Source organism: Phyllobacterium ifriqiyense (assembly GCF_030817885.1).
In the GTDB taxonomy this organism is placed as follows: Bacteria; Pseudomonadota; Alphaproteobacteria; order Rhizobiales; family Rhizobiaceae; genus Phyllobacterium; species Phyllobacterium ifriqiyense.
Genome location: NZ_JAUSZT010000003.1, coordinates 1,094,732 through 1,115,355, shown reverse-complemented (window position 1 = coordinate 1,115,355; position 20,624 = coordinate 1,094,732). Strand labels below are relative to the sequence as shown.

At 54.2% G+C, this 20,624-nt stretch carries 22 protein-coding genes; 10 read left to right on the top strand and 12 right to left on the bottom strand.

The features are described from left to right. Positions 1 to 236: 236 nt before the first annotated feature. The 3 genes from dnaK to QFZ34_RS13040 all read right to left on the bottom strand — a co-directional run bounded on the left by dnaK (position 237) and on the right by QFZ34_RS13040 (position 4,347). A complete protein-coding gene (gene dnaK, locus QFZ34_RS13050; RefSeq protein ID WP_115054552.1) occupies positions 237 to 2,156 on the bottom strand; it encodes a molecular chaperone DnaK in 1,920 nt (639 codons plus the stop codon). A gap of 239 nt (positions 2,157 to 2,395) precedes the next feature. Beyond that, positions 2,396 to 3,382 carry a Gfo/Idh/MocA family protein gene (locus QFZ34_RS13045; RefSeq protein ID WP_307281628.1) on the bottom strand — a complete coding sequence of 329 codons (987 nt, stop codon included), beginning with the start codon at positions 3,380 to 3,382 and terminating at the stop codon, positions 2,396 to 2,398. A 74-nt stretch (positions 3,383 to 3,456) separates the two neighbouring features. Then, entirely contained in the window at positions 3,457 to 4,347 is an 891-nt protein-coding gene (locus QFZ34_RS13040) for a LysR family transcriptional regulator (RefSeq protein ID WP_115054798.1), read from the bottom strand. 138 nt (positions 4,348 to 4,485) lie between these two features. On the opposite strand from QFZ34_RS13040, the gene QFZ34_RS13035 reads away from it, so the two are divergent. Beyond that, positions 4,486 to 5,481: an aldo/keto reductase gene (locus QFZ34_RS13035; protein WP_307281625.1), complete on the top strand. Its 996-nt coding sequence runs from the start codon at positions 4,486 to 4,488 to the stop codon at positions 5,479 to 5,481. Positions 5,482 to 5,519: 38 nt separating this feature from the next. Here the strand turns inward: QFZ34_RS13035 and QFZ34_RS13030 are convergent, their stop codons facing one another. From QFZ34_RS13030 to QFZ34_RS13020, 3 genes are all read right to left on the bottom strand, one after another. Then, entirely contained in the window at positions 5,520 to 5,723 is a 204-nt protein-coding gene (locus tag QFZ34_RS13030; RefSeq protein WP_307281622.1) for a hypothetical protein, read from the bottom strand. A 97-nt stretch (positions 5,724 to 5,820) separates the two neighbouring features. Further along, positions 5,821 to 6,135 carry a hypothetical protein gene (locus QFZ34_RS13025; RefSeq protein ID WP_115054548.1) on the bottom strand — a complete coding sequence of 105 codons (315 nt, stop codon included), beginning with the start codon at positions 6,133 to 6,135 and terminating at the stop codon, positions 5,821 to 5,823. 60 nt (positions 6,136 to 6,195) lie between these two features. After that, on the bottom strand, positions 6,196 to 6,981 hold the full coding sequence (locus QFZ34_RS13020) for a helix-turn-helix domain-containing protein (protein WP_307281616.1): 786 nt from the start codon (positions 6,979 to 6,981) through the stop codon (positions 6,196 to 6,198). Between the two features lie 121 nt (positions 6,982 to 7,102). Between QFZ34_RS13020 and QFZ34_RS13015 the strand changes: the two genes are divergently transcribed. Then, positions 7,103 to 7,492, top strand: coding sequence for a hypothetical protein (locus QFZ34_RS13015; RefSeq protein ID WP_307281613.1), 390 nt, complete (start codon positions 7,103 to 7,105; stop codon positions 7,490 to 7,492). A 205-nt stretch (positions 7,493 to 7,697) separates the two neighbouring features. Then, positions 7,698 to 8,510: an aspartyl/asparaginyl beta-hydroxylase domain-containing protein gene (locus tag QFZ34_RS13010; protein ID WP_307281610.1), complete on the top strand. Its 813-nt coding sequence runs from the start codon at positions 7,698 to 7,700 to the stop codon at positions 8,508 to 8,510. A 75-nt stretch (positions 8,511 to 8,585) separates the two neighbouring features. Here the strand turns inward: QFZ34_RS13010 and pheT are convergent, their stop codons facing one another. From pheT to infC, 6 genes are all read right to left on the bottom strand, one after another. Further along, positions 8,586 to 11,000, bottom strand: coding sequence for a phenylalanine--tRNA ligase subunit beta (pheT, locus tag QFZ34_RS13005; RefSeq protein WP_307281606.1), 2,415 nt, complete (start codon positions 10,998 to 11,000; stop codon positions 8,586 to 8,588). 64 nt (positions 11,001 to 11,064) lie between these two features. Then, positions 11,065 to 12,147: a phenylalanine--tRNA ligase subunit alpha gene (pheS, locus tag QFZ34_RS13000; RefSeq protein WP_307281603.1), complete on the bottom strand. Its 1,083-nt coding sequence runs from the start codon at positions 12,145 to 12,147 to the stop codon at positions 11,065 to 11,067. 153 nt (positions 12,148 to 12,300) lie between these two features. After that, positions 12,301 to 12,702 (bottom strand): 50S ribosomal protein L20, encoded by a 402-nt coding sequence (gene rplT / locus QFZ34_RS12995; protein ID WP_008127401.1) that lies wholly within the window; start codon positions 12,700 to 12,702, stop codon positions 12,301 to 12,303. Positions 12,703 to 12,743: 41 nt separating this feature from the next. Next, the gene (rpmI, locus tag QFZ34_RS12990; RefSeq protein ID WP_008127399.1) at positions 12,744 to 12,944 is read right to left on the bottom strand and encodes a 50S ribosomal protein L35; all 201 of its coding nucleotides are present in this window, start codon (positions 12,942 to 12,944) and stop codon (positions 12,744 to 12,746) included. A gap of 193 nt (positions 12,945 to 13,137) precedes the next feature. Next, positions 13,138 to 13,755, bottom strand: coding sequence for a methyltransferase family protein (locus QFZ34_RS12985; protein ID WP_307286297.1), 618 nt, complete (start codon positions 13,753 to 13,755; stop codon positions 13,138 to 13,140). 90 nt (positions 13,756 to 13,845) lie between these two features. Next, a complete protein-coding gene (gene infC / locus QFZ34_RS12980; RefSeq protein ID WP_040855885.1) occupies positions 13,846 to 14,382 on the bottom strand; it encodes a translation initiation factor IF-3 in 537 nt (178 codons plus the stop codon). 213 nt (positions 14,383 to 14,595) lie between these two features. Between infC and QFZ34_RS12975 the strand changes: the two genes are divergently transcribed. From QFZ34_RS12975 to trpB, 7 genes are all read left to right on the top strand, one after another. Continuing rightward, positions 14,596 to 15,387, top strand: coding sequence for an alpha/beta hydrolase (locus QFZ34_RS12975; RefSeq protein WP_307281584.1), 792 nt, complete (start codon positions 14,596 to 14,598; stop codon positions 15,385 to 15,387). Between the two features lie 11 nt (positions 15,388 to 15,398). After that, complete coding sequence (locus QFZ34_RS12970; protein WP_307281581.1) at positions 15,399 to 16,544, top strand: benzoate/H(+) symporter BenE family transporter; 1,146 nt, start codon at positions 15,399 to 15,401, stop codon at positions 16,542 to 16,544. A gap of 115 nt (positions 16,545 to 16,659) precedes the next feature. Beyond that, positions 16,660 to 17,109 (top strand): DUF2852 domain-containing protein, encoded by a 450-nt coding sequence (locus QFZ34_RS12965; protein ID WP_115054540.1) that lies wholly within the window; start codon positions 16,660 to 16,662, stop codon positions 17,107 to 17,109. 109 nt (positions 17,110 to 17,218) lie between these two features. Beyond that, entirely contained in the window at positions 17,219 to 17,989 is a 771-nt protein-coding gene (locus QFZ34_RS12960) for a M48 family metallopeptidase (protein WP_115054539.1), read from the top strand. Then, positions 17,989 to 18,630 (top strand): YdcF family protein, encoded by a 642-nt coding sequence (locus QFZ34_RS12955; protein ID WP_307281576.1) that lies wholly within the window; start codon positions 17,989 to 17,991, stop codon positions 18,628 to 18,630. The genes QFZ34_RS12960 and QFZ34_RS12955 overlap by 1 nt, the downstream gene beginning before the upstream one ends. Positions 18,631 to 18,699: 69 nt before the next feature. After that, entirely contained in the window at positions 18,700 to 19,359 is a 660-nt protein-coding gene (locus QFZ34_RS12950) for a phosphoribosylanthranilate isomerase (protein ID WP_307281574.1), read from the top strand. Further along, positions 19,356 to 20,624: a tryptophan synthase subunit beta gene (gene trpB, locus QFZ34_RS12945; protein WP_370878747.1), complete on the top strand. Its 1,269-nt coding sequence runs from the start codon at positions 19,356 to 19,358 to the stop codon at positions 20,622 to 20,624. Before QFZ34_RS12950 ends, trpB begins: the two co-directional genes overlap by 4 nt.

Below are 20,624 nucleotides of genomic sequence, written 5' to 3'. Positions count from 1 at the left end.
GTGCTCACGCCCGTAAATGCCATAGTTAACTTACATTGATTCTAATCAAATGGCGCATATTTGCCGTTTAAAGCGTTTATGTGGCAACAATCTGCGCCAAGCCAGCCAATCAATAACGCGGCAAATCGAACGACCAAATTTTTCTTGAACTTCGAAGGCCGTTCCAGCTTGACCGCCGAGCAAACAAAAAGCCCGGCTCAATGGCCGGGCTTTTCGTTAAACGCTGGGCGTTAGGATCAGGCAGACTTCTTCTTGCCGTCTTCGTCGATCTCTTCGAAATCGGCATCGACAACATCATCATCTGCCTTTGCAGTCGCATCGGCTTCAGCACCTTCGCCAGCTTCCGCAGCCTGTGAGGCTTCATACATGGCCTGACCAAGTTTCATCGAAACTTCGGCAAGAACTTGCGTCTTGGCCTTGATGTCTTCAGCGTCATCGCCTTCGACAGCGGTCTTCAGCTCGGCAAGGGCGGTCTCAATGGAGCCCTTGTCTTCAGCCGAAACCTTGTCGCCATAATCTTTCAGCGACTTTTCAGTCGAATGGATCAGAGCTTCAGCCTGGTTCTTCGACTCAACGGCCTCACGGCGCTTCTTGTCGCTCTCGGCATTGGCCTCGGCGTCCTTGACCATCTTCTCGATATCGGCGTCGGAAAGACCGCCCGATGCCTGAATACGGATCTGATGTTCCTTGCCAGTGCCCTTGTCCTTGGCCGAAACGTTGACAATACCGTTCGCATCAATGTCGAAACCGACTTCGATCTGCGGAATGCCGCGTGGTGCCGGTGGAATGCCAACGAGATCGAACTGACCGAGCGACTTGTTGTCGGCAGCCATTTCACGCTCGCCCTGGAAGACGCGGATCGTCACGGCGGACTGATTGTCTTCAGCCGTGGAGAAAGTCTGCGACTTCTTGGTAGGGATCGTGGTGTTGCGTTCGATCAGACGTGTGAACACGCCGCCAAGTGTTTCGATGCCGAGTGACAATGGCGTTACGTCGAGCAAAAGAACGTCCTTGACGTCGCCCTGCAGAACGCCAGCCTGAATGGCAGCACCCATGGCAACAACTTCGTCCGGATTCACACCCTTGTGTGGTTCCTTGCCGAAGAAGGCTTTGACGATTTCCTGAATCTTCGGCATGCGGGTCATACCGCCGACGAGGACCACTTCATCGATTTCGCCAGCCTTGAGGCCTGCATCCTTGAGCGCGGCCTTGCATGGCTCAACCGTGCGCTGGACCAGATCGTCAACGAGGCTTTCGAACTTCGAGCGCGACAGCTTCATGGTCAAGTGCTTTGGACCCGAAGCATCTGCCGTGATGAATGGCAGGTTGATTTCAGTCTGCTGCGACGAGGAAAGCTCGATCTTGGCCTTTTCGGCAGCTTCCTTGAGGCGCTGCAAAGCAAGCTTGTCGTTCTTCAGGTCGATGCCCTGTTCCTTCTTGAACTCGGCTGCGAAATATTCAACGAGACGCATGTCGAAATCTTCACCGCCAAGGAATGTATCGCCATTGGTGGACTTAACTTCGAAGACACCATCGCCGATTTCCAGAACGGATACGTCGAATGTACCACCGCCAAGATCGTAGACGGCAATGGTCTTGCCTTCCTTCTTGTCGAGGCCATAGGCCAGAGCAGCAGCAGTCGGTTCGTTGATGATACGCAGAACTTCAAGACCGGCAATTTTACCGGCATCCTTGGTTGCCTGACGCTGGGCATCGTTAAAGTAAGCCGGAACGGTGATAACGGCCTTTTCAACCTTTTCGCCCAGATAGGCTTCGGCTGTTTCTTTCATCTTCTGCAGGATCATTGCAGAGATCTGCGAAGGCGAATACTTCTTCTTGTGCACTTCTACCCAAGCGTCGCCATTATCGCCTTTGACGATTTCATAAGGAACAAGCTTCTTGTCCTTGGCAACAGTCGGGTCTTCGTAGCGGCGGCCGATAAGGCGCTTGACCGCAAAAACGGTTCCTTCCGGATTTGTTACAGCCTGACGCTTGGCCGGCTGGCCAGCAAGGCGCTCATCACTATCCGTAAAAGCGATGATCGAAGGCGTTGTACGTGCACCTTCTGCATTTTCGATGACCTTCGCGCTCTTGCCGTCCATAACGGAAACGCAGGAATTGGTCGTACCCAGATCAATACCGATAACTTTAGCCATTACTCTTCTCCATTCAGCAGGCTGCCGGGACCTCTGCCGAGCATTCCATACGGGCAGCCCCTAGGGTTTAACAAAATCAGGGCTGCCGGGGCGGGCAGTTCCTTACAGTGTTGAGGGCTATATAAGAAGGGGTAAATTGCCATGCAAGTAAGAAGCAGTGCATTTACACCCTTAATAGCCCAAAAAGACACATAAAATGGGGTTTTCAGCCCGTTTTATGCGGTTACTTATAAGAGTCGTCAGACGGTTTCCCACTTGCCGCTCTTGTCGGAGCGATAAACGGCATCAATGAGCTTTTGATTCCGTACCGAATCTTCCAGCGAAAACACACCGGCTTTTTCGCCTTGGGCCTCGCGGGCAAATGCCTCGACCTGCAACCTGTAGTGGTTGACGCCACCAAAGTTGAATTCCTGCGCACCGTCATGTGCCGCGTTATGCAGCCAAACCTTTGCGTGGTCGTACTTGCCTGTGTTGAACGGCGCCAGGACCTCGATATAGCCCTTGTCGCCATGAAAAACGATGGACTGGCGCGACGCAAGCTGGGTCCCGACATAGAAACCCAGTTCAAAACCATCAAAATCAGCACGGACGCTGGCATAGCGGTCCGTGCCGAAATCCGGGTCACGCTCGACTGTGGCGCTCACCCGAAGCGGCTCCTTGCCGGTGACGAAACGCGTGACAACAGTCGGATAGACGCCAATATCGGGCAAGGCACCGCCACCCAGCGATAGCTGATTGCGCATATTGCCCGCATCCTTGTTGAAATAGGTGAACGCTGCCTGAACCTGACGCAAGGTTCCGATGGCTCCACCCTGCACCAACTCACGAACTTTCAGCCATTGCGGATGATAGGTGACCATGAAGGCTTCTGAAATCAAGACGCCATGCGTATCGCGGGCATGCTGCAAGGCGGTGATCTGATCGGCATGCAGCGAAATCGGCTTTTCGCACAGGACATGCTTTCCAGCTTCGGCTGCCTTCAACGACCATTCGACATGCTGCGAGGTCGGCAAGGGAATATAGACGCCGTCAATATCCTTGGAGGCGAGCATTTCCTCGTAGGAGCCGAATGCATGGGGAGCGCCAAAACGATCCGCCACCGCGCGTGCTTTCGACAAGTCACGGCTGGCAACGGCCGATAGAACCGAATTTTCCGCATCGCAAATGGCGGGAATAACCACGGTGACGCCAATTTTGGCAGTAGACAGAATACCCCAGCGAAACATGCAAACTCCTTCTATGACCGGCCCGATAGGCGGTCAGCACCCTATTGTATTTCGGTTACGGAAGGAAAGACCGCTCAACCGGTATATTTGAAGAAATCGATAAATGCGCGCAGTGCCGGACGCATTTGCCTGCGGCTGGGGTAATAAAGATAGACGCCGGGAAATGGCGTGCACCAATCCTCCAAAACGCGTTGCAGCCGCCCGTCGGCAATTGCTTTGGGCACCATATGCTCCAAAAGAAAAGCAATGCCCACGCCGCCAAGCACTGCTTCAAGAACCAGCGTGTCATCACCCAGAATAAGCGGGCCATCGACATCAAGGACGATTTCTTCCACGCCTTTTTCAAACTCCCAGCGATAGACTTGGCCGCTGGAAAACCGGCGGCGGATACAGCGATGATTGAGCAAGTCTCTCGGGTGTAACGGCACCGGATTGCGTTTGAAATAGTCCGGCGTAGCAACGACACTTCCAGAAATCGTATCGCTCATGCGCACAGCGATCATGTCCGATTCCAGGCTCTCTCCGAGCCGCATGCCCGCATCCATGCCAGCGGCAACGATATCATTGAATTGTTCCTCCACCCGCAATTCCAGCGTGATTCCGGGATAGGTCTGGCTAAAATCCGCGAGTCTTGGACCCAGCAGCCAATGCGCGGCGAAGGGCGGTACGCTGAGCCTCAGATTGCCTGCCACACGATTATTGGCTTCTTTAACTGCACCCAGCGCCAGGTCGATCTCACCAAGGGCAGGCTTCAAGCGCTTCAGCAGCATCGCCCCTTCATCCGTCAGGGCGACGCTGCGCGTGGTGCGGGTCAATAATCGAACCCCCAGCGATTGCTCCAGCGCGGCTATGGCATGACTGACCGCCGAAGGCGCAATGCGAAGCTCCTTGGCGGCACCGCGAAAACCACCGCAGGCGGCGACAGTGGTGAAAATGGCGAGTTGGGGCAAATGAGAACGATCCATTGATCTATAATATAGAACAAGCTGTGAAATTTTAAGCGAATTATCGAACAGCAATTTACGACCTATGTTTGCTTCACCACACCAGGCAATTTCAGCGAAGCGGTTTTCCGTCAGGAATTGCGTAAAAGGAGATAAGTGATGGAACAGCGTAAACTTGGAACCAATCTTAACGTATCAGCGGTCGGTCTCGGCTGCATGGGCATGACATTTGCCTATGGCGGACAGGACGAAGCGGATGCGATCCGCACCCTTCACCGCGCTATCGATATCGGCGTTACATTCTTCGATACTGCCGAGGTATATGGTCCGTTCGACAATGAAATTCTGCTTGGCAAGGCTTTCAAGGGCCGCCGCGACGAGGTTGTGATCGCCACCAAATTCGGATTCAAGATTGCCGATGAGGGTGAAGGCGCCGCCCGCATGATAGGCGTCGATAGCCGACCGGAACATTTGAAGGCTGTTGCCGAGTCCTCGCTCGGACGACTGGGTATTGAACAGATTGACCTGTTCTACCAACATCGGGTGGATCCCAATGTTCCTATTGAGGAAACAGTCGGAGCCATGGCCGAACTGGTCCAGCAGGGTAAGGTGAAGGCGCTGGGCCTATCGGAAGCAAGCGCCGCCACGATCCGCCGCGCCCACAAGGTGCATCCCATTGCTGCGGTCCAAAGCGAATACTCCCTATGGAGCCGCGAGCCGGAAGACGAAGTATTTGCAGTTTGCCGTGAGCTCGGAATCGGCTTTGTGCCTTACAGCCCGCTTGGCCGTGGCCTCCTGACCGGGACGATCAACAAGCCTGACGAACTTGGCGCTGACGATTGGCGCAAGACATTGCCGCGTTTTCAAACGGAAAACATGAACGCCAATGCCGCACTGATCGCAACATTGAAGGGGCTGGCTGCCGATAAGGGCGTGACAGCAGCGCAATTGGCGCTTGCCTGGGTGCTCCATCAGGGCGACTTCATCGTGCCTATTCCCGGTGCCCGCAAGATCAAGCACCTGGAGGAAAACACTGCCGCCGCCGACATCAAGCTGACAGAAGCTGAGCTGATCCGCATCGGCGGTGCTTTAACGCCGGATCAGGTGGCCGGGAGTCGCTACACGGAAGCTGCATTGGCCTTGGTGAACGGCTAAACGACAAATGCGGGGCGCTGGGCAATCAGCGCCCCTGCTTATTTTTGAATCTCTGTCGGATCAAGCGGAATACTGTTGCCGTCCGGATCGACAAGCGCCTTCTTTATGGCGTTGAGAAACATTTCGGGATCGTCAATGACAACCCTGACGCTCCTGTGTTTCTTGAACGGATTCAGACCAGAGAACTTTAATGTCGCTGTCCTTTCGTCATACCGAATTTCCTGCAATTCGCGGATACGCATGTCGCCAAGATCCTTGCTCTAGCATTTGCAGCTAAGCTTTTCCGAACCTTGTGTCACAATCAAGTCCGGCAATAGGTAGCGCGATTTGAAGACCTGTCTATACCGCGAGAAACACACCGGAAATGGTTGTGAGCATCAATGCGCCACCAGCCACTCCGGCGGTCTGCTTCCTGTTTAAAACCACATGGGACGCTGCAAATTCAACAGCGACAAGAAACACGATAATTGCCAACACCGGGTTTGAGGCAAGGCTGGGATAAATGACCGACATGATGATGTAGAACAGCTCAATAGCAGACAGGCCGAACACGCCGATCAAACCACCTTGCCAAAATTGGGCCCCCGTCTGGATTGCGCCAATCATACTTCCAAGCACCGTGGTAACGGCCAGCACGAATAGCAAAACATGCATCAATTCACTCCTGGTTTCAGGCGTGTATCTGCACCGGCAAGCTGACAATGCGCTGAACGATCAGCGGCCCGTACTATCGGCAATGGCGCGCGTTGCGTCATCGGCAGGAAAATACTGCTCGATGAAAATTCCCTCCGTCAAAACCTCTTGCGCTGAACCGAATGACGTAAGCGTCGTGATCCAATTTGTCTCCGTATCGCCAAGCCGTAATCGGGCTGTGATAATTGGCGGTGGATTTCTCTCGCCTTCATCGTTGCGTAATAAAGCGGAAATCTCCGTATCATTTTCATAGACCGCCAGGCGCTGCGCCAAACCGCTTTTCGGCCCATAAAGACGGGCTTCATTCCGCGCTCTTTTCAGGAAGAGCAGGGCAACTTCCGGCCAGTTGGTCATTGCCTGCCGTACAGGACCCGGCTCAAGCACGAGCGCCAGAATGTTTATTCCCGGCGCGACCGATATGCCGAGCGCACCCGCCAAAGCAGCAAACCCCGCATTGGCAGCAAGAATATCGTGGTCGGCATCAAAAGCGACGGCGGGCCATGGTTCATGTTTTGTCAGTATCAGATGCAGCGTGTCGCGGACCAGAACAGGCAATCCTGCCAGTCCGTCCCGCTCCGCCGAGAAATAACGCGGCGCGAAACCGGCAGCACTGAAGAGCTCGTTCTGTATTCTGTAAGGCAGGTCAAGCGCTTCGCAAATGCGGATGATCATGCCTTCCGAGGGCCGGGAACGTCCGGTTTCAAGAAATGACAAGTGCCGGGAGGAAATGCCCGCCTCAAGGGCAAGGTCCATCTGACTCAGGTGCCTGTGCGAGCGCCATTGCTTCAGATGATCGCCGAACTCCATGCCATTCTCCTTTTGGCAAACCTGACTTAGGCCCGCTGGGATATCCATTACCTCCAAGGTAATTGTTTTGCTTACGTCAAATTGACATGCTTGCCTCATCAACGCAACAAAGGAGAGCGACATGATACAGATCAATCTGAAAGATGGCATGATGACCAATGCCGTTTTGACCGGCGTAACCGGACTTGGACTTTCCGTATTTTCCGAGCTTGCCACGCAATATCTCATGCCCGGCGCACCGAGCTGGCTGGTCCTGGGACTTGGCATTGCGCTTCTGCTTTTCGCCGCTGACGTTGGCATGATAGCTCAGTGGAAAACCCGGTCGCGACCTCTCGTCGGCTTTGTCTTTATAGCGGACTTGCTATGGGTCATCTGCGTCCCGGCGATCCTGGTGCTGATGCCCTCTGCCTTTACGTCGCTGGGTGTGGTCGCAACTGTTGCCGTTACTGCCGTGGTTGCTGTCTTTGCCTTGATCGAATGGAACGGATTGAAGCATTTGCAAGCGGCCTGAATTGCCTAAGGCAGATGAGCAAACCAGCCGCTCGTCTGCCTTAGTCTTGCCAGAAACCGGCCGCACTCATATTCACCGCCGCTGTTCTGTTTCGCTTTGGAGTCAGCGCGCAATATACAAAAATTTATTGTCCTGTTTGTCCCCAACACACGCCAGCCACCCCTGTATATTCATCGATGGTCGGGCCTTCAAAAGCTGGAATATCATGGAAAAATCCACCAGAAAGTCACTTCGGCGCTGGATTGCCGGAATCGTAATTCTCACCTTTCTCGCCTTCTTCATTCCTTATCTCGAATTTTTCTATCTCGCCTGCGGTCTTTATGATCTGGCCCGTAACAAAAACCTGAAACTCCAGGTCGTCGAACAATATTTCTTTGGCAATGGACTGTTCACCTGGCTGCTATCGCCCTTGAACATCCTGCTCGATATTCTTTCTTTGCCCTACAGGAACAAGGGCGTTTACAAATTGCAAGATCTGCCGCCAGCCTATCAGGCGGAAGTGAAGCGCCTGATCACCGCGACACAGAAGGAAAACATTATAGGACAATTGCAGCAGCGGGCAGAACAGCAAGGCCGCAGCATGTTCTTCTTCAAATGGTATGGCAAAGACCAGCCAAGCTTTGCCAATGTCCCTTCATTTTATGAGCACTATGACTTCGTGAAGACGATTGGCGTTTCTGTGTTCAACAAGAAGAACTCGACTTCAAAGCATTTCGGCCCGATCCGGGCAACAATCCGCGTGCTTTACAATATCAACGATATGAATGACCGGACTGCCTATATCTGGTGCGGCGATACCACCAGCTACTGGAAGGATGACAAGCTGTTTATTTTTGATGACACGCTGATGCATCAATCCGTCAACCAGACCGATCAGACGCGCTATTGCCTATTTGTCGATATATTGCGCCCGTCATACATGCCGGGGTTTTTTGCCGCGATCGTCACATTCATGGGTGTGATCCTGAAAGGCAGCAACTCGATATTCTACAAGAACTGGAAGGTGATCCAGAAATAGTATCAGCAGGGTAAGAGAGGGGGGGGTGATTTGCCCCCTCTCTCACAATTTCTCTCCCCCGATGGGGAGCAAGGCTTACCCGCGCAATACGCCGCCTGTCTGCTTGGCAACGCTTTCGACCACGCGCTTGGTCAGCGCGTCGAGATCCTCATCGTTCAAGGTGCGCTCCTGTGGTTGGATCGCCACTTCAATAGCCACGGACTTCTTGTCCTCGCCCAGCGAAGCGCCCTCGAACAGATCAAATACCTGCACGCCGACAATCAGCTTCTTGTCGCTGCTCAATGCCGCACGGACAATGGTGCCAGCTTCGACAGATTTGTCGACGACGAAAGCAAAATCGCGGCGTAGAAGCTGCAAGTCAGAAAGGTTGAGCGCCGGTTTCGTCCGGGTGGCTTTCTGCTTCGGCTCCGGTATCGCATCAATGAAGATTTCGAAGCCGCAAAGATTGCCGCCGACATCCAGTGTTTCCAGAGTTTTCGGGTGGAATTCGCCGAATGTGCCAAGGATGACTTTTGGACCAAGCTTGATCGTGCCGGACCGGCCTGGATGATACCATGCTGGACCGCCTGCCTCGATCTGCAACTTGTCGACGGGTGCACCGCATGCCTCCAGAACCGCAATGGCATCGGCCTTGGCATCGAATACGCCAACGGGCGAAGCATTGCCTGACCAGTGGCGACCAGTTCCCTCGAAACGAGCCGTGCCACGACGAACACCTGCCGCAACGCGGCGCTGGTCTTCCGGAGCATTGCCTTCATAAGTGCCGGAAACCTCGAACAATGCGAGATCGTTGAAACCGCGATCCGCATTGCGTTGAGCAGCGGCAAGCAGGCCGGGTAACAAGGAAGGACGCATGTCGGACATATCGGCGGCAATCGGATTGCTCAATTTAAGCTCCGGCTTTCCGCCACCAAAGGCTTTAGCAGCGCTTTCCGAAATGAATGACCATGTGACAGCTTCCATCATACCGCGCGACGCGAGTGCTCGCTTGGCATTGCGCGTGCGGATCTGCAAAGTCGTCAAAATCTTGCCATTGACTGCGGCGTGGCTGACCAGCGGCTGCGGCTCAATCAGAGTGATACCGTGAATACGCATGACTTCTTCAACCAGATCGGCCTTGCCATCCACATCCGGGCGCCATGACGGCACCACGATATCAACAAATTCGCCTGTACCCTGCGGCACGAAACCCAGGCGGGACAAGATATCGAGACTGGTCTTGGCCGGCACGTCGATACCAGTCAGGCGCTTGACTTCAGATGCGGGGAACTTGACCATCTTAGGAGTGTGGCCCTTGTAGCCCACAACCTTGGTTTCAGACGGCGTGCCACCGCAGAACTCAAGAACCAGTTGCGCAGCAAGTTCAACACCCGGGATCATCTGCTCAGGATCAACACCGCGCTCAAAGCGATAGCGGGCATCGGTGATAATACCGAGCGTGCGGCCCGTGCGAGCAACGTTCATCGCGTCCCATAGCGCGGACTCAATGACGACATTGACCGTGTTTTCGTCACAACCGGAGTGCTCGCCGCCCATGACGCCAGCAATGGATTCTACCCCGTTGTCGTCAGCGATAACGACATTCTCCGGGCTCAAAGTATAATCCTTGCCATTGAGACCAAGGATCGTTTCACCGTCGCGGGCGCGGCGGACCGTCAGCTGGCCCTTGACCTTATCCGCATCGAAAACATGCAGCGGGCGGCCACGGTCAAACGTGACGTAATTGGTGATGTCAACCAGCGCATTGATTGGACGCAGGCCAATAGCGATAAGACGTTGCTGCAACCATTTCGGGCTTGTGCCATTCTTGACACCCTTGACGGTGCGCCATGCAAAGCCCGGGCACAGATAGTCTTCGCCCTTAAGGTCCAAAGCTACTTCGACCTGCGGCGCACCTGTGCCTTTTACAGGTTCAATCGCAGGTGTTTTCAGCGTGCCAAGACCAGCGGCAGCCAGATCGCGGGCGATGCCATAGACACTGGTACAATCCGGGCGGTTCGGTGTCAGGTTAATCTCGATGACCGGATCATCAAGGCCAGCATAGGCGGCAAAGCTCGTGCCGACAGGGGCATCAGCAGGCAGATCAATAATGCCATTATGTTCATCGGACATTTCCAGCTCACGCTCGGAGCACATCATGCCGTGGCTCTCCACGCCCCTGATCTTGCCGACCGAAAGCGTGATATCGATACCCGGCACATAGGCGCCCGGCGCTGCAAAGGCTCCAATCAATCCGGCACGCGCGTTGGGTGCACCGCATACAACCTGAAGCGGCTTGCCGTCGCCCGTATCAACGGTGAGCACCTGCAGCTTGTCCGCATCCGGGTGCCTTGAAGCGGTCAGAACCTTGGCGATGACAAATGGCTTAAGCGCTGCCTTGTCGTCGAGAGACTCGACCTCAAGACCGATCATGGTCAGGGTTTCGACGATTTCATCCAGCGAGGCTTGCGTCTCAAGATGATCTTTCAGCCAGGAGAGTGTGAATTTCATGATTTCACTCGTTTCTCAATATTATTCGGGCTAGGCCCGATATCTCGGTCGGTTCTGCCGCGCCTTAAGCGCTCAGACCTCCAAACAGGGTTGGCATGTCGAGCGGACGGAAGCCGTAATGCGACAGCCAGCGTACATCGGCATCGAAGAAGGCACGAAGATCGGGCATGCCATATTTGAGCATGGCAATGCGATCAATGCCCATGCCCCAGGCAAAGCCCTGATACTCATCCGGGTCCAATCCGCCATGACGCAGTACATTTGGATGCACCATGCCGCAGCCGAGAATCTCCATCCAGTCATTGCCTTCACCGAACTTCACTTCCTTGCCGGAGCGGTCGCACTGGATATCCACTTCCAGCGATGGCTCGGTGAAAGGGAAATAGGACGGACGGAATCGCATCTTCAAGGATGGGACCTCGAAGAAAGTTTTGCAAAATTCTTCAAGCACCCATTTCATATTGGCGACATTGGCCGTCTTGTCGATGACCAGCCCCTCGACCTGATGGAACATGGGCGAGTGGGTGGCATCGGAATCCATCCGGTATGTCTTGCCCGGAATGACAATGCGGATCGGCGGCTTCTGCGCTTCCATGGTACGGATCTGCACAGGGCTCGTGTGGGTACGCAGCACACGCCGGTCATTCTTCTCATCTGGATTGAAGAAAAACGTATCGTGCATTTCGCGAGCCGGATGGCCTTCGGGAAAATTGAGCGCCGTGAAATTATAGTGATCGGTCTCGATATCCGGACCTTCGGCAATAGCGAAACCCATATCGGCGAAGATCGCCGTGATTTCGTCAATGACCTGACTGATCGGATGAATACGACCGCGCTCTGCTGGAGAAGCTCGCAAGGGAAGCGTCACATCAAGCTTTTCCCTGGCAAGACGCTCGGTTATTGCAGCATCCTTGAGCATCGTCTTGCGAGCGCTAAGTGCTTCAGTAATGCGATTCTTCAAGCCGTTGATTGCCGGGCCTTGGCTCTGGCGCTCTTCCGGCGACATGGAACCAAGCGATTTCAGCTTTTCGGAGATAGACCCCTTTTTGCCCAGCGCCGCTACGCGAACGGCCTCAATCGCGGCTTCATCGTTGGCAGTATCGATCTGCGCGGCAAGGGCGCTTTCCAATTGTGTAAGCTCATCCATGGCTTTTCACCTGTTATTCTACAGTGACATGTCGGATGCCGCTTTTTCCTTGCAGAACAGAGCGGCGTTAAAAATCGAAAAACCCGCGCCAGCCGAGCCAGCGCGGGTTTCCCAAACTTAAATTTTCGAATGCTTTGGGAGCGGCGGCTGGACTTAGCGGACAGCGCCTTCAAAAGCGTTCGGTGTGGTATCTTTAAGATATTCGAGCGCCTTCTTGGCAGAAGCCACGATTGCACCGAATGCTTCAGGCTCATGGATCGCGAGATCCGAAAGAACCTTACGGTCAACTTCGATGCCCGACTTTGTCAGACCATCGATGAAGCGGCTATATGTCAAACCATGCTCACGCACAGCAGCGTTGATGCGCTGTGTCCAGAGAGCGCGGAATGTGCGCTTCTTGTTCTTGCGATCGCGATAGGCATATTGCTTCGAACGATCGACAGCAGCCTTGGCGGTCTTGATTGTATTCTTGCGGCGACCGCGGAAACCCTCGGCCTGCTTCAGAACTTTTTTATGCTTGGCGTGGGACGTAACGCCCCGTTTTACACGTGCCATGATATGATCTCCTTAACTTAGGATGGATAACGTTGCCCGGATCAGAGACCGTTAGGCAGGAACTTCTTCACGATTTTCGCATCGGCATCAGCAAGAACCATGGTTCCGCGAGCGTCACGAATGAATTTGTTCGAACGTTTGATCATGCCATGGCGTTTGCCAGCGGCGGCGGCTTTGATTTTGCCAGTTCCGGTAATCTTGAACCGTTTCTTGGCAGCAGATTTGGTCTTCATCTTGGGCATTTTGCTACTCCTGATTTATTGAGGCTTGCGTCATTTCAAAGAAACAACCACCTCTTGATTGACTTCAGGCCGACCAAAGCCTGAAAGCATGTAAAACCGCCACGGCATGCCCTGCCGGGCGGTTTGAACGGGTGCTTCTTACCAGAAGACACCAAAAGCGCAACTGTTGAATCCTGCAGCGCTGCTGAATTTATCAATAAAGCCGCAACAAAACCGGCAAAACATGGGTCGATTGCAGATATTCAACAAATTCCAACAAGGGGTATGACACAAAAAATACCAGCCCGTCAGCCAGCGTCTTATACAGCATGGATGCCCTGACGCTCAATAATTCACTTTCCCTATAAATGGATAGATTCGGGAAAAATCGCGGCACAGCGCGTTTATAGGATATGTAGGTCTCGCCAAAATTCCGCTCAAGGTAGCCTTCCTCGGCAAGAATGACAAAGTGGAAGGCCGCATAACAGATGAGGGAAAGAGCCACCCCCACGATCAGACTACCGGTCATCATGCCGATACCCGCAGCGCCCAGCGCAGAAAACACATAAAGCGGGTTCCGGCTGATCGAATAGGGGCCGAGCCGCACAATTTCAGCGCTCTTGCGCCCGCCAATATAGAGCGTGCACCACATTCGCCCGAGAATTGACAGGACGATCATGCCCACGCCGATATCCTCGATATATTCATGCGCCCAATCATCCAGCCATGCCGAACGGATTGTCAAAAGAGCCATGAGGACAAGTGCAGTGATGCCCGCAACAACCAAACGCCTGCGCCGCTGAAAACGCGACATGTCTTTCGGGGAATTCAATGCCATGGGGATGTCATCCATTTGCCAGGCATTATGCCATGAACGGAAAAAGCCGCCCGAAGGCGGCTTTTCAAAGGCAGTAGATCGATTTTAGCGAGGTGCCAGAACCATCATCATCTGGCGGCCTTCAAGCTTGGGCTCGGCTTCCACTTTGGAAATCTCCACGGTGTCTTCCTTGACCTTGTCGAGGAGACGCATGCCAAGTTCCTGGTGGGCCATTTCACGGCCACGGAAACGCAGTGTTACCTTGACCTTATCGCCTTCTTCAAAGAAACGCTTAATCGCGCGCATTTTCACGTCATAATCATGCGTGTCGATGTTCGGGCGCATCTTGATTTCTTTGATTTCAACTGTCTTCTGCTTCTTGCGAGCTTCCGCAGCCTTTTTCTGGCCCTGGTATTTCAGCTTGCCAAGATCAACGATCTTGCAGACCGGCGGCTCAGCATTTGGCACGATCTCGACAAGGTCGAGTCCCGCCTCGTCGGCCATCGCCAACGCTGCCTGAATCGTTACGATACCGTGGTTTTCACCTTCGGCATCAATGAGCTGTACCTGGGGTACCCGGATATCACGATTGGAACGTGGTCCATCTTTCTGGACCACCTGGGCTCTAAAGGGTCGGCGAATGGCAGTAGTCTCCTTGAATTATTTCGGACCCGCAAATAGCATCACACGGCCTTCGCCGCAATGCTTATGCGTGCTGGCAGGCACCAATGTTACTATTTTCAGGATAAATCACTCAAATTAGAGATAGGAATATTTCAGTTTTATGCAATGGGGCAGGCTTTATCGTTCTGTTTTCCCATGCAAGAAGAAGAATATCGAGAGTGAGTCCCGCCCATGACACAATCCCCGCCCGAGTTTCTTGAGCTGAACGGAATCAATATTGCCCTGCGAAAGCGTGCCGGAGCCAATCCCGGCATAGTCTGGCTGGGCGGATATCGCTCGGACATGCTCGGTAGCAAAGCAAATTTTCTGGACGAATGGGCCACGGAACATGGGCATGCTTTCCTGCGCCACGATTATTCCGGCCATGGGGAATCGGGCGGCGAATTTCACGACGGAACCATCTCGCTCTGGCTTGAACAAAGCCTTGCAGTTTTCCGGCAGTTCTCATCGGGCCCGCAAATTATCGTCGGCTCCTCCATGGGCGGCTGGATTGCCCTGCGTCTGCTCGCAGAATTGCAAAGGCTCGGAGAAGGCAGCCGCATTGCCGGTCTGGTGCTGATTGCACCGGCACCGGATTTCACGTCAGAACTGGTCGAGCCAAAACTGACCAATGACCAGCGCCGCCAGATTGCCGACCGCGGTTATATGGAAGAGCCATCCGAATATTCGGACCAGCCCTATATCTACACAAAGGCCTTGCTTGAAGATGGCAGGATCAATCAGGTCTTGAAAGGCGTTATCCAGACCGATTGTCCGGTGCACATACTGCAGGGCATGCAGGATGAAGATGTGCCTTATAGCCACGCAATGAAGCTCGTAGACCATCTTCCCGTCGATGATGTAACGATTACGCTTATTCGCGATGGAGATCACCGGCTTTCGCGACCACAGGACCTTGAACTTTTGGGTCGTACCGTGTCTTCAATGGCTGGCAGTATCCAGCCCACTCCCTCTGTTCAATAATCAGGTCCGCCATGCGCTTTTCCGTCATCGCCTCCGCTGTCGTTGCTGCCGTCGTCGGATTTGGCGGAACTTTGGCTCTTGTCATTGCGGCAGCCAACGCTCTGGGCGCTACCCAGGCCGAAACAGCAAGCTGGGTTACGGCAAACTGCCTCGCCATGGTTGCAGCCACGGGCTATCTGAGCTGGCGCTATAAAATGCCGATCATCAGCGCGTGGTCGACGCCGGGCCTTGCACTGATTGGCAGCTCAATCGGCTTTACCATGCCGCAAGCCGTTGGTGCATTTATCGTTACGGCGATCGCCATTATTCTTACGGGGCTAATCAAGCCCATATCCACCTTTGTATCGAAGATACCTGCATCGATCGCTTCAGGAATGCTGGCGGGCGTGCTCTTTGCCTTTCTGACGGGAGCCGCCCGCACGATCCCTATCGATCCCTTGTTCGTCTTGCCGCTCATTTTGCTGTTTTTCGTCATCAGGCTATTCAACCCGGCCATGGCGGTACTTGCGGTTCTTTTCGGCGGCGTGATTTTTGCTTTTCTCAGCGGGCGCGTGGCCAGCGTTCCGGCGATTGAACTATCCACGCTCACGATTATCATGCCGGTATTTGATATGCAGGCGATGATCGGCCTCGCCTTGCCACTCTACCTTGTGACAATGGCATCGCAGAATCTGCCGGGATTTGCGGTAATGCGTGCTGCAGGTTACGAGCCGCCTACAGCGGCCGCACTGCAGGTGACAGGGCTCGTATCGCTGCTCACCGCACCCTTTGGAGCGCACACCAGCAACATGGCGGCAATTTCCGCCGCGATATGCACCGGGCCGGATGCTCATCCCGACCCGGCCAAACGCTGGCTGACCGGGCCGTTTTATGCATTAAGCTATCTTGTATTTGCAATTTTCGGGGCCTCGCTGGTTGCGCTTTTCGCGGTTCTTCCGGCGCCCTTGATTGCGCTTGTGGCTGGTCTTGCCCTCATTGGCGCATTCGTTAACGCGCTGACTCTGTCGTTGAAAATCGAAGAGGAGAGACTGGCGGCAATTGTCACTTTTGCCGTGACTGCATCCGGCATTGCCATTGCCGGTATTGGTGCTGCATTTTGGGCTTTGGTGGCAGGACTACTCGTTGCCGGACTGGAGCACGCAAAGAAACGGGCCTGATTTCAAACTCTTAGAGTAATTGAAATCACGTTTTCTTGAAAAGCCGCAAAGTTTTTCCCATGTCGTTCATAATCGACCAATTGGGGTCGGGGTTCTTAAGAAGGAAGGGCTCAATATGAACAATGCTGCTTTGATCCGGCCGGGCTGGACTCCCGCGACCATCGCTCTGATGATTATCGGGTTCATGTTATTCTGGCCGCTGGGTTTTGCCATGCTCGCCTATATTCTCTGGGGCGATCGCCTTGAGGGTTTCAAGCAGGATGTGAATCGCAAGACTGACAGTTTCTGCGGTGCGTTTCGCCGCAACAAGCGTTCGGCACATTTTGGCCGCGCTCCCTTTGGCACAGGCAATGCTGCTTTCGACGAATGGCGTGACAAGGAATTGGAACGTCTTGAGGAAGAGCGCCGCAAGCTTGACGAAATGCGCGCGGAATTTGAAGACTATGCCAATGAGCTTCGTCGCGCCAAGGATCGCGAAGAATTCGATCGCTTCATGGCAGAACGCAACGCAGTCTCCAAAAAGCCATCTGGCACCGTGCCCGATGTGAATGAAGACCAGCAATAATCCGCTTTGTTAAAATCCAAAAAGCGGCGGCGGAAATTTTTTCGTCGCCGCTTTTGCTTGTCGAACCACGCACGATGATTTTGCCACCGAATCATTTAATATCATCATCATGATCCTATCCTTGTTTCGGGCTTCACCTCCCAAACCGGTCAAGAAATCAGCCACACTGAGGGCCGAGCGGAGCTATGAAGTTGCGGGCCGAATTTTGCCCTTGCGCGTGGTAGAAAATGCACGGGCGACACGGCTGACCCTGCGCATTGATGCGGGTGGCAAGGGTTTACGCATCACCGTGCCTCCCGGCGTTCCATCGCGCGAAATCGACAAGTTTCTTGTGCGCCATGAGGGCTGGATTGAAACGCGTATTGCCAAAATGCCGGATCAGCCCAAGGTGCGGCCCGGCGTAAAAATACCGGTGCGCGGTGTGCCGCATCTTATCGTTCACGAGCCGGCGGCGCGTGGAACTGTGCGGCAGGAAAACGGTGCTGAAGGCCCACGCCTTATCGTTTATGGCGACAGACCTCATCTCGCTCGGCGTGTTGGCGACTTTCTCAAGCGTGAAGCCAAGCGCGATCTCGAAATTCTTGTGGCACGGCACACGGCAACGGTTGGGCGGCGTGCCAAAGTCATCCGCATCAAGGACACAAAAAGTCGCTGGGGCTCGTGCACATCCGATGGCACGCTGGCGTTTTCCTGGCGTATCATGATGGCTCCGCCGCCGATTATCGACTATCTGGTCGCGCATGAAGTGGCGCATTTGAAAGAAATGAATCACGGCCCGAAATTCTGGAAGCTGTGCGGCGAGCTTTGCCCCGATACCGAACGCTGCAAGGCTTGGCTGAAGCGCAATGGCGGCTCTCTGCAGGCGATCGATTTCACCTGATGTCTGCTGTTGTTTCACCCGCCGTGCTTGGGGCAAGCCGCGTGCTTTGGGATTTTCACCTTGTCTATGACGAGCTTTCCCCGGCAGATTTGATTATCGGGCTTGGCAGTTATGATCTGCGTGTTGCGGATCATTGCGCAAAGCTATTGCATCAAGGTTTGGCCAACCGGATTTTGTTTACCGGAAAATCAGGCAATTGGACGGGTCGGCTTTACCCGACATCGGAGGCAGAAGCCTTTGCCGCGCGCGCCGAGGAGCTTGGTGTTTCCGGCAAAGCAATATTGGTCGAGCCCAATGCAACCAATATCGGGGAAAATGTCCGCTATGCCCGCGACATGGCGGGCGATGCTACCAAGCGCATTATCATCGTTACAAAACCGCAGACGCAGCGCCGCGCTTTTGCAACGGTTCGGGCGCAATGGCCGAATGTCGAGGCGATGGTAACGGCGCCGCCGACTTCATTCGAGCAGCAGCCTACCAATGCCTATCCCCTGGACAATTTCATCAATGAAATGGTGGGCGACGTGAAGCGCCTGATCGATTATCCCGCCAAGGGCTATCAAATTACGCAATCCATCCCGGCGCATGTCGCGGATGCATTCGATTTTCTTGTTAAAGCCGGTTACGACAACCATCTATAATTGGTGGCTGCAAAAGCGTTTTGCACCAAAATCCTCGACTTTGACGCATTTTCATGCGAGTTGCGCCCTATGAACCTTGATATCAAAATATGCGGATTGAAAACCGACGATGCTGTTGCTGCAGCGCTGGATGGTGGCGCATCGCATATTGGCTTTATTTTCTTTGCAAAAAGCCCGCGCAATATCGATCCGGTTGAAGCAGGAAGGCTGCGAAAAGCAGCCATTGGCAGGGCAAAGGCAGTTGCCGTGACTGTTGACGCCGATGATGCAACGCTTGATGCGATTGTTGCTGCGATGAAACCGGATTTCCTGCAATTGCACGGGCACGAAACTGTAGAGCGTGTTGCCCAGGTGAAGGCGCGTTTCGGGCTGCCTGTAATCAAGGCTTTTGCCTTACGCGAGCGCGATGATCTTGACCAGATCAAACCTTATGATGGCGTGGCCGATATGTTTCTTTTTGATGCCAAGCCGCCCAAGGGATCTGAGCTTCCGGGCGGAAATGGTGTTTCTTTTGACTGGCAGCTGCTCAGCGCGCTTGACGGGCAGGTTCCATACATGCTTTCCGGCGGGCTGAACGCGGCTAATATTGGCGCGGCGCTGCAAGCGACGAATGCGCGCGGTATTGATATTTCATCGGGTGTGGAGTCCGCTCCGGGCGTTAAAGATGTTAGCCTGATCAAAGAGTTTTTTCAGGCGGTACGCGCCGCTCAAAGCGTGAATGCGGTATGACAGGGAGTATGGTGGTGGACAAGGTGGCGGAACCCAATTCATTTAAAACAGGCCCCGATGAAGAGGGCATGTTCGGTATATTCGGCGGACGGTTTGTTGCCGAAACCTTGATGCCGCTCATTCTTGAACTCCAGCAGGCCTATGATGATGCGAAGAACGACCCTTCCTTCAAGGCGGAGCTGCAGGAACTCTCCACCCATTATGCCGGACGGCCTTCAAAGCTCTATTATGCCGAAGGTTTGACCAAGCATGTCCGTCAGCTTGCCAAAGATCAGGGTCTTGATGGCGGTGCCAAGATTTACTTCAAGCGCGAAGACCTGAACCATACGGGCAGCCACAAGATCAATAATTGCCTCGGCCAGATTCTTCTCGCCAAACGCATGGGCAAGACCCGCATCATCGCGGAGACTGGTGCTGGCCAGCACGGTGTCGCTTCGGCTACGGTTTCTGCGCGCTTTGGCCTGCCTTGCGTTGTTTATATGGGCGCGACCGACGTTGAGCGTCAGAAGCCAAATGTTTTCCGCATGAAGCTGCTCGGCGCTGAAGTGAAGCCCGTATCATCGGGACACGGCACGCTGAAAGATGCGATGAATGAAGCGCTGCGCGACTGGGTTTCGAATGTTGATGACACTTATTACCTGATTGGCACTGCGGCGGGTCCGCATCCTTATCCAGAACTTGTGCGCGACTTCCAGTCTGTCATCGGATCGGAAGCGCGCGAGCAGATCCTGGAGCGTGAAGGCCGCCTGCCCGACACGATTATCGCTGCTGTTGGCGGTGGTTCCAACGCAATCGGGTTGTTCCATCCATTCCTTGACGACAAAGGTGTCGAGATCATCGGTATTGAAGCAGGAGGACGTGGACTGGACGGCGAAGAGCACTGCGCTTCGATGAGCGCTGGCCGCCCGGGCGTGCTACATGGCAATCGCACCTATTTGCTGCAAAATGCCGATGGCCAGATTCTCGATGGCCATTCGGTTTCCGCCGGTCTTGATTATCCCGGCGTCGGTCCCGAGCACTCATGGCTGCGCGACACGGGCCGTGTCTCCTATGTGCCTATCCTCGATGATGAAGCGCTGGACGCTTTCACGCTGACAACGCGCACGGAAGGCATTATTCCTGCGCTGGAATCGGCGCATGCGATTGCCCATGCGGTGAAAATTGCGCCCAAAATGGCGCAGGACAAGATCATGATCGTCAATCTTTCAGGCCGCGGCGACAAGGACGTGCATACTGTCGGCCAATTGCTTGGAATGGATATCTGA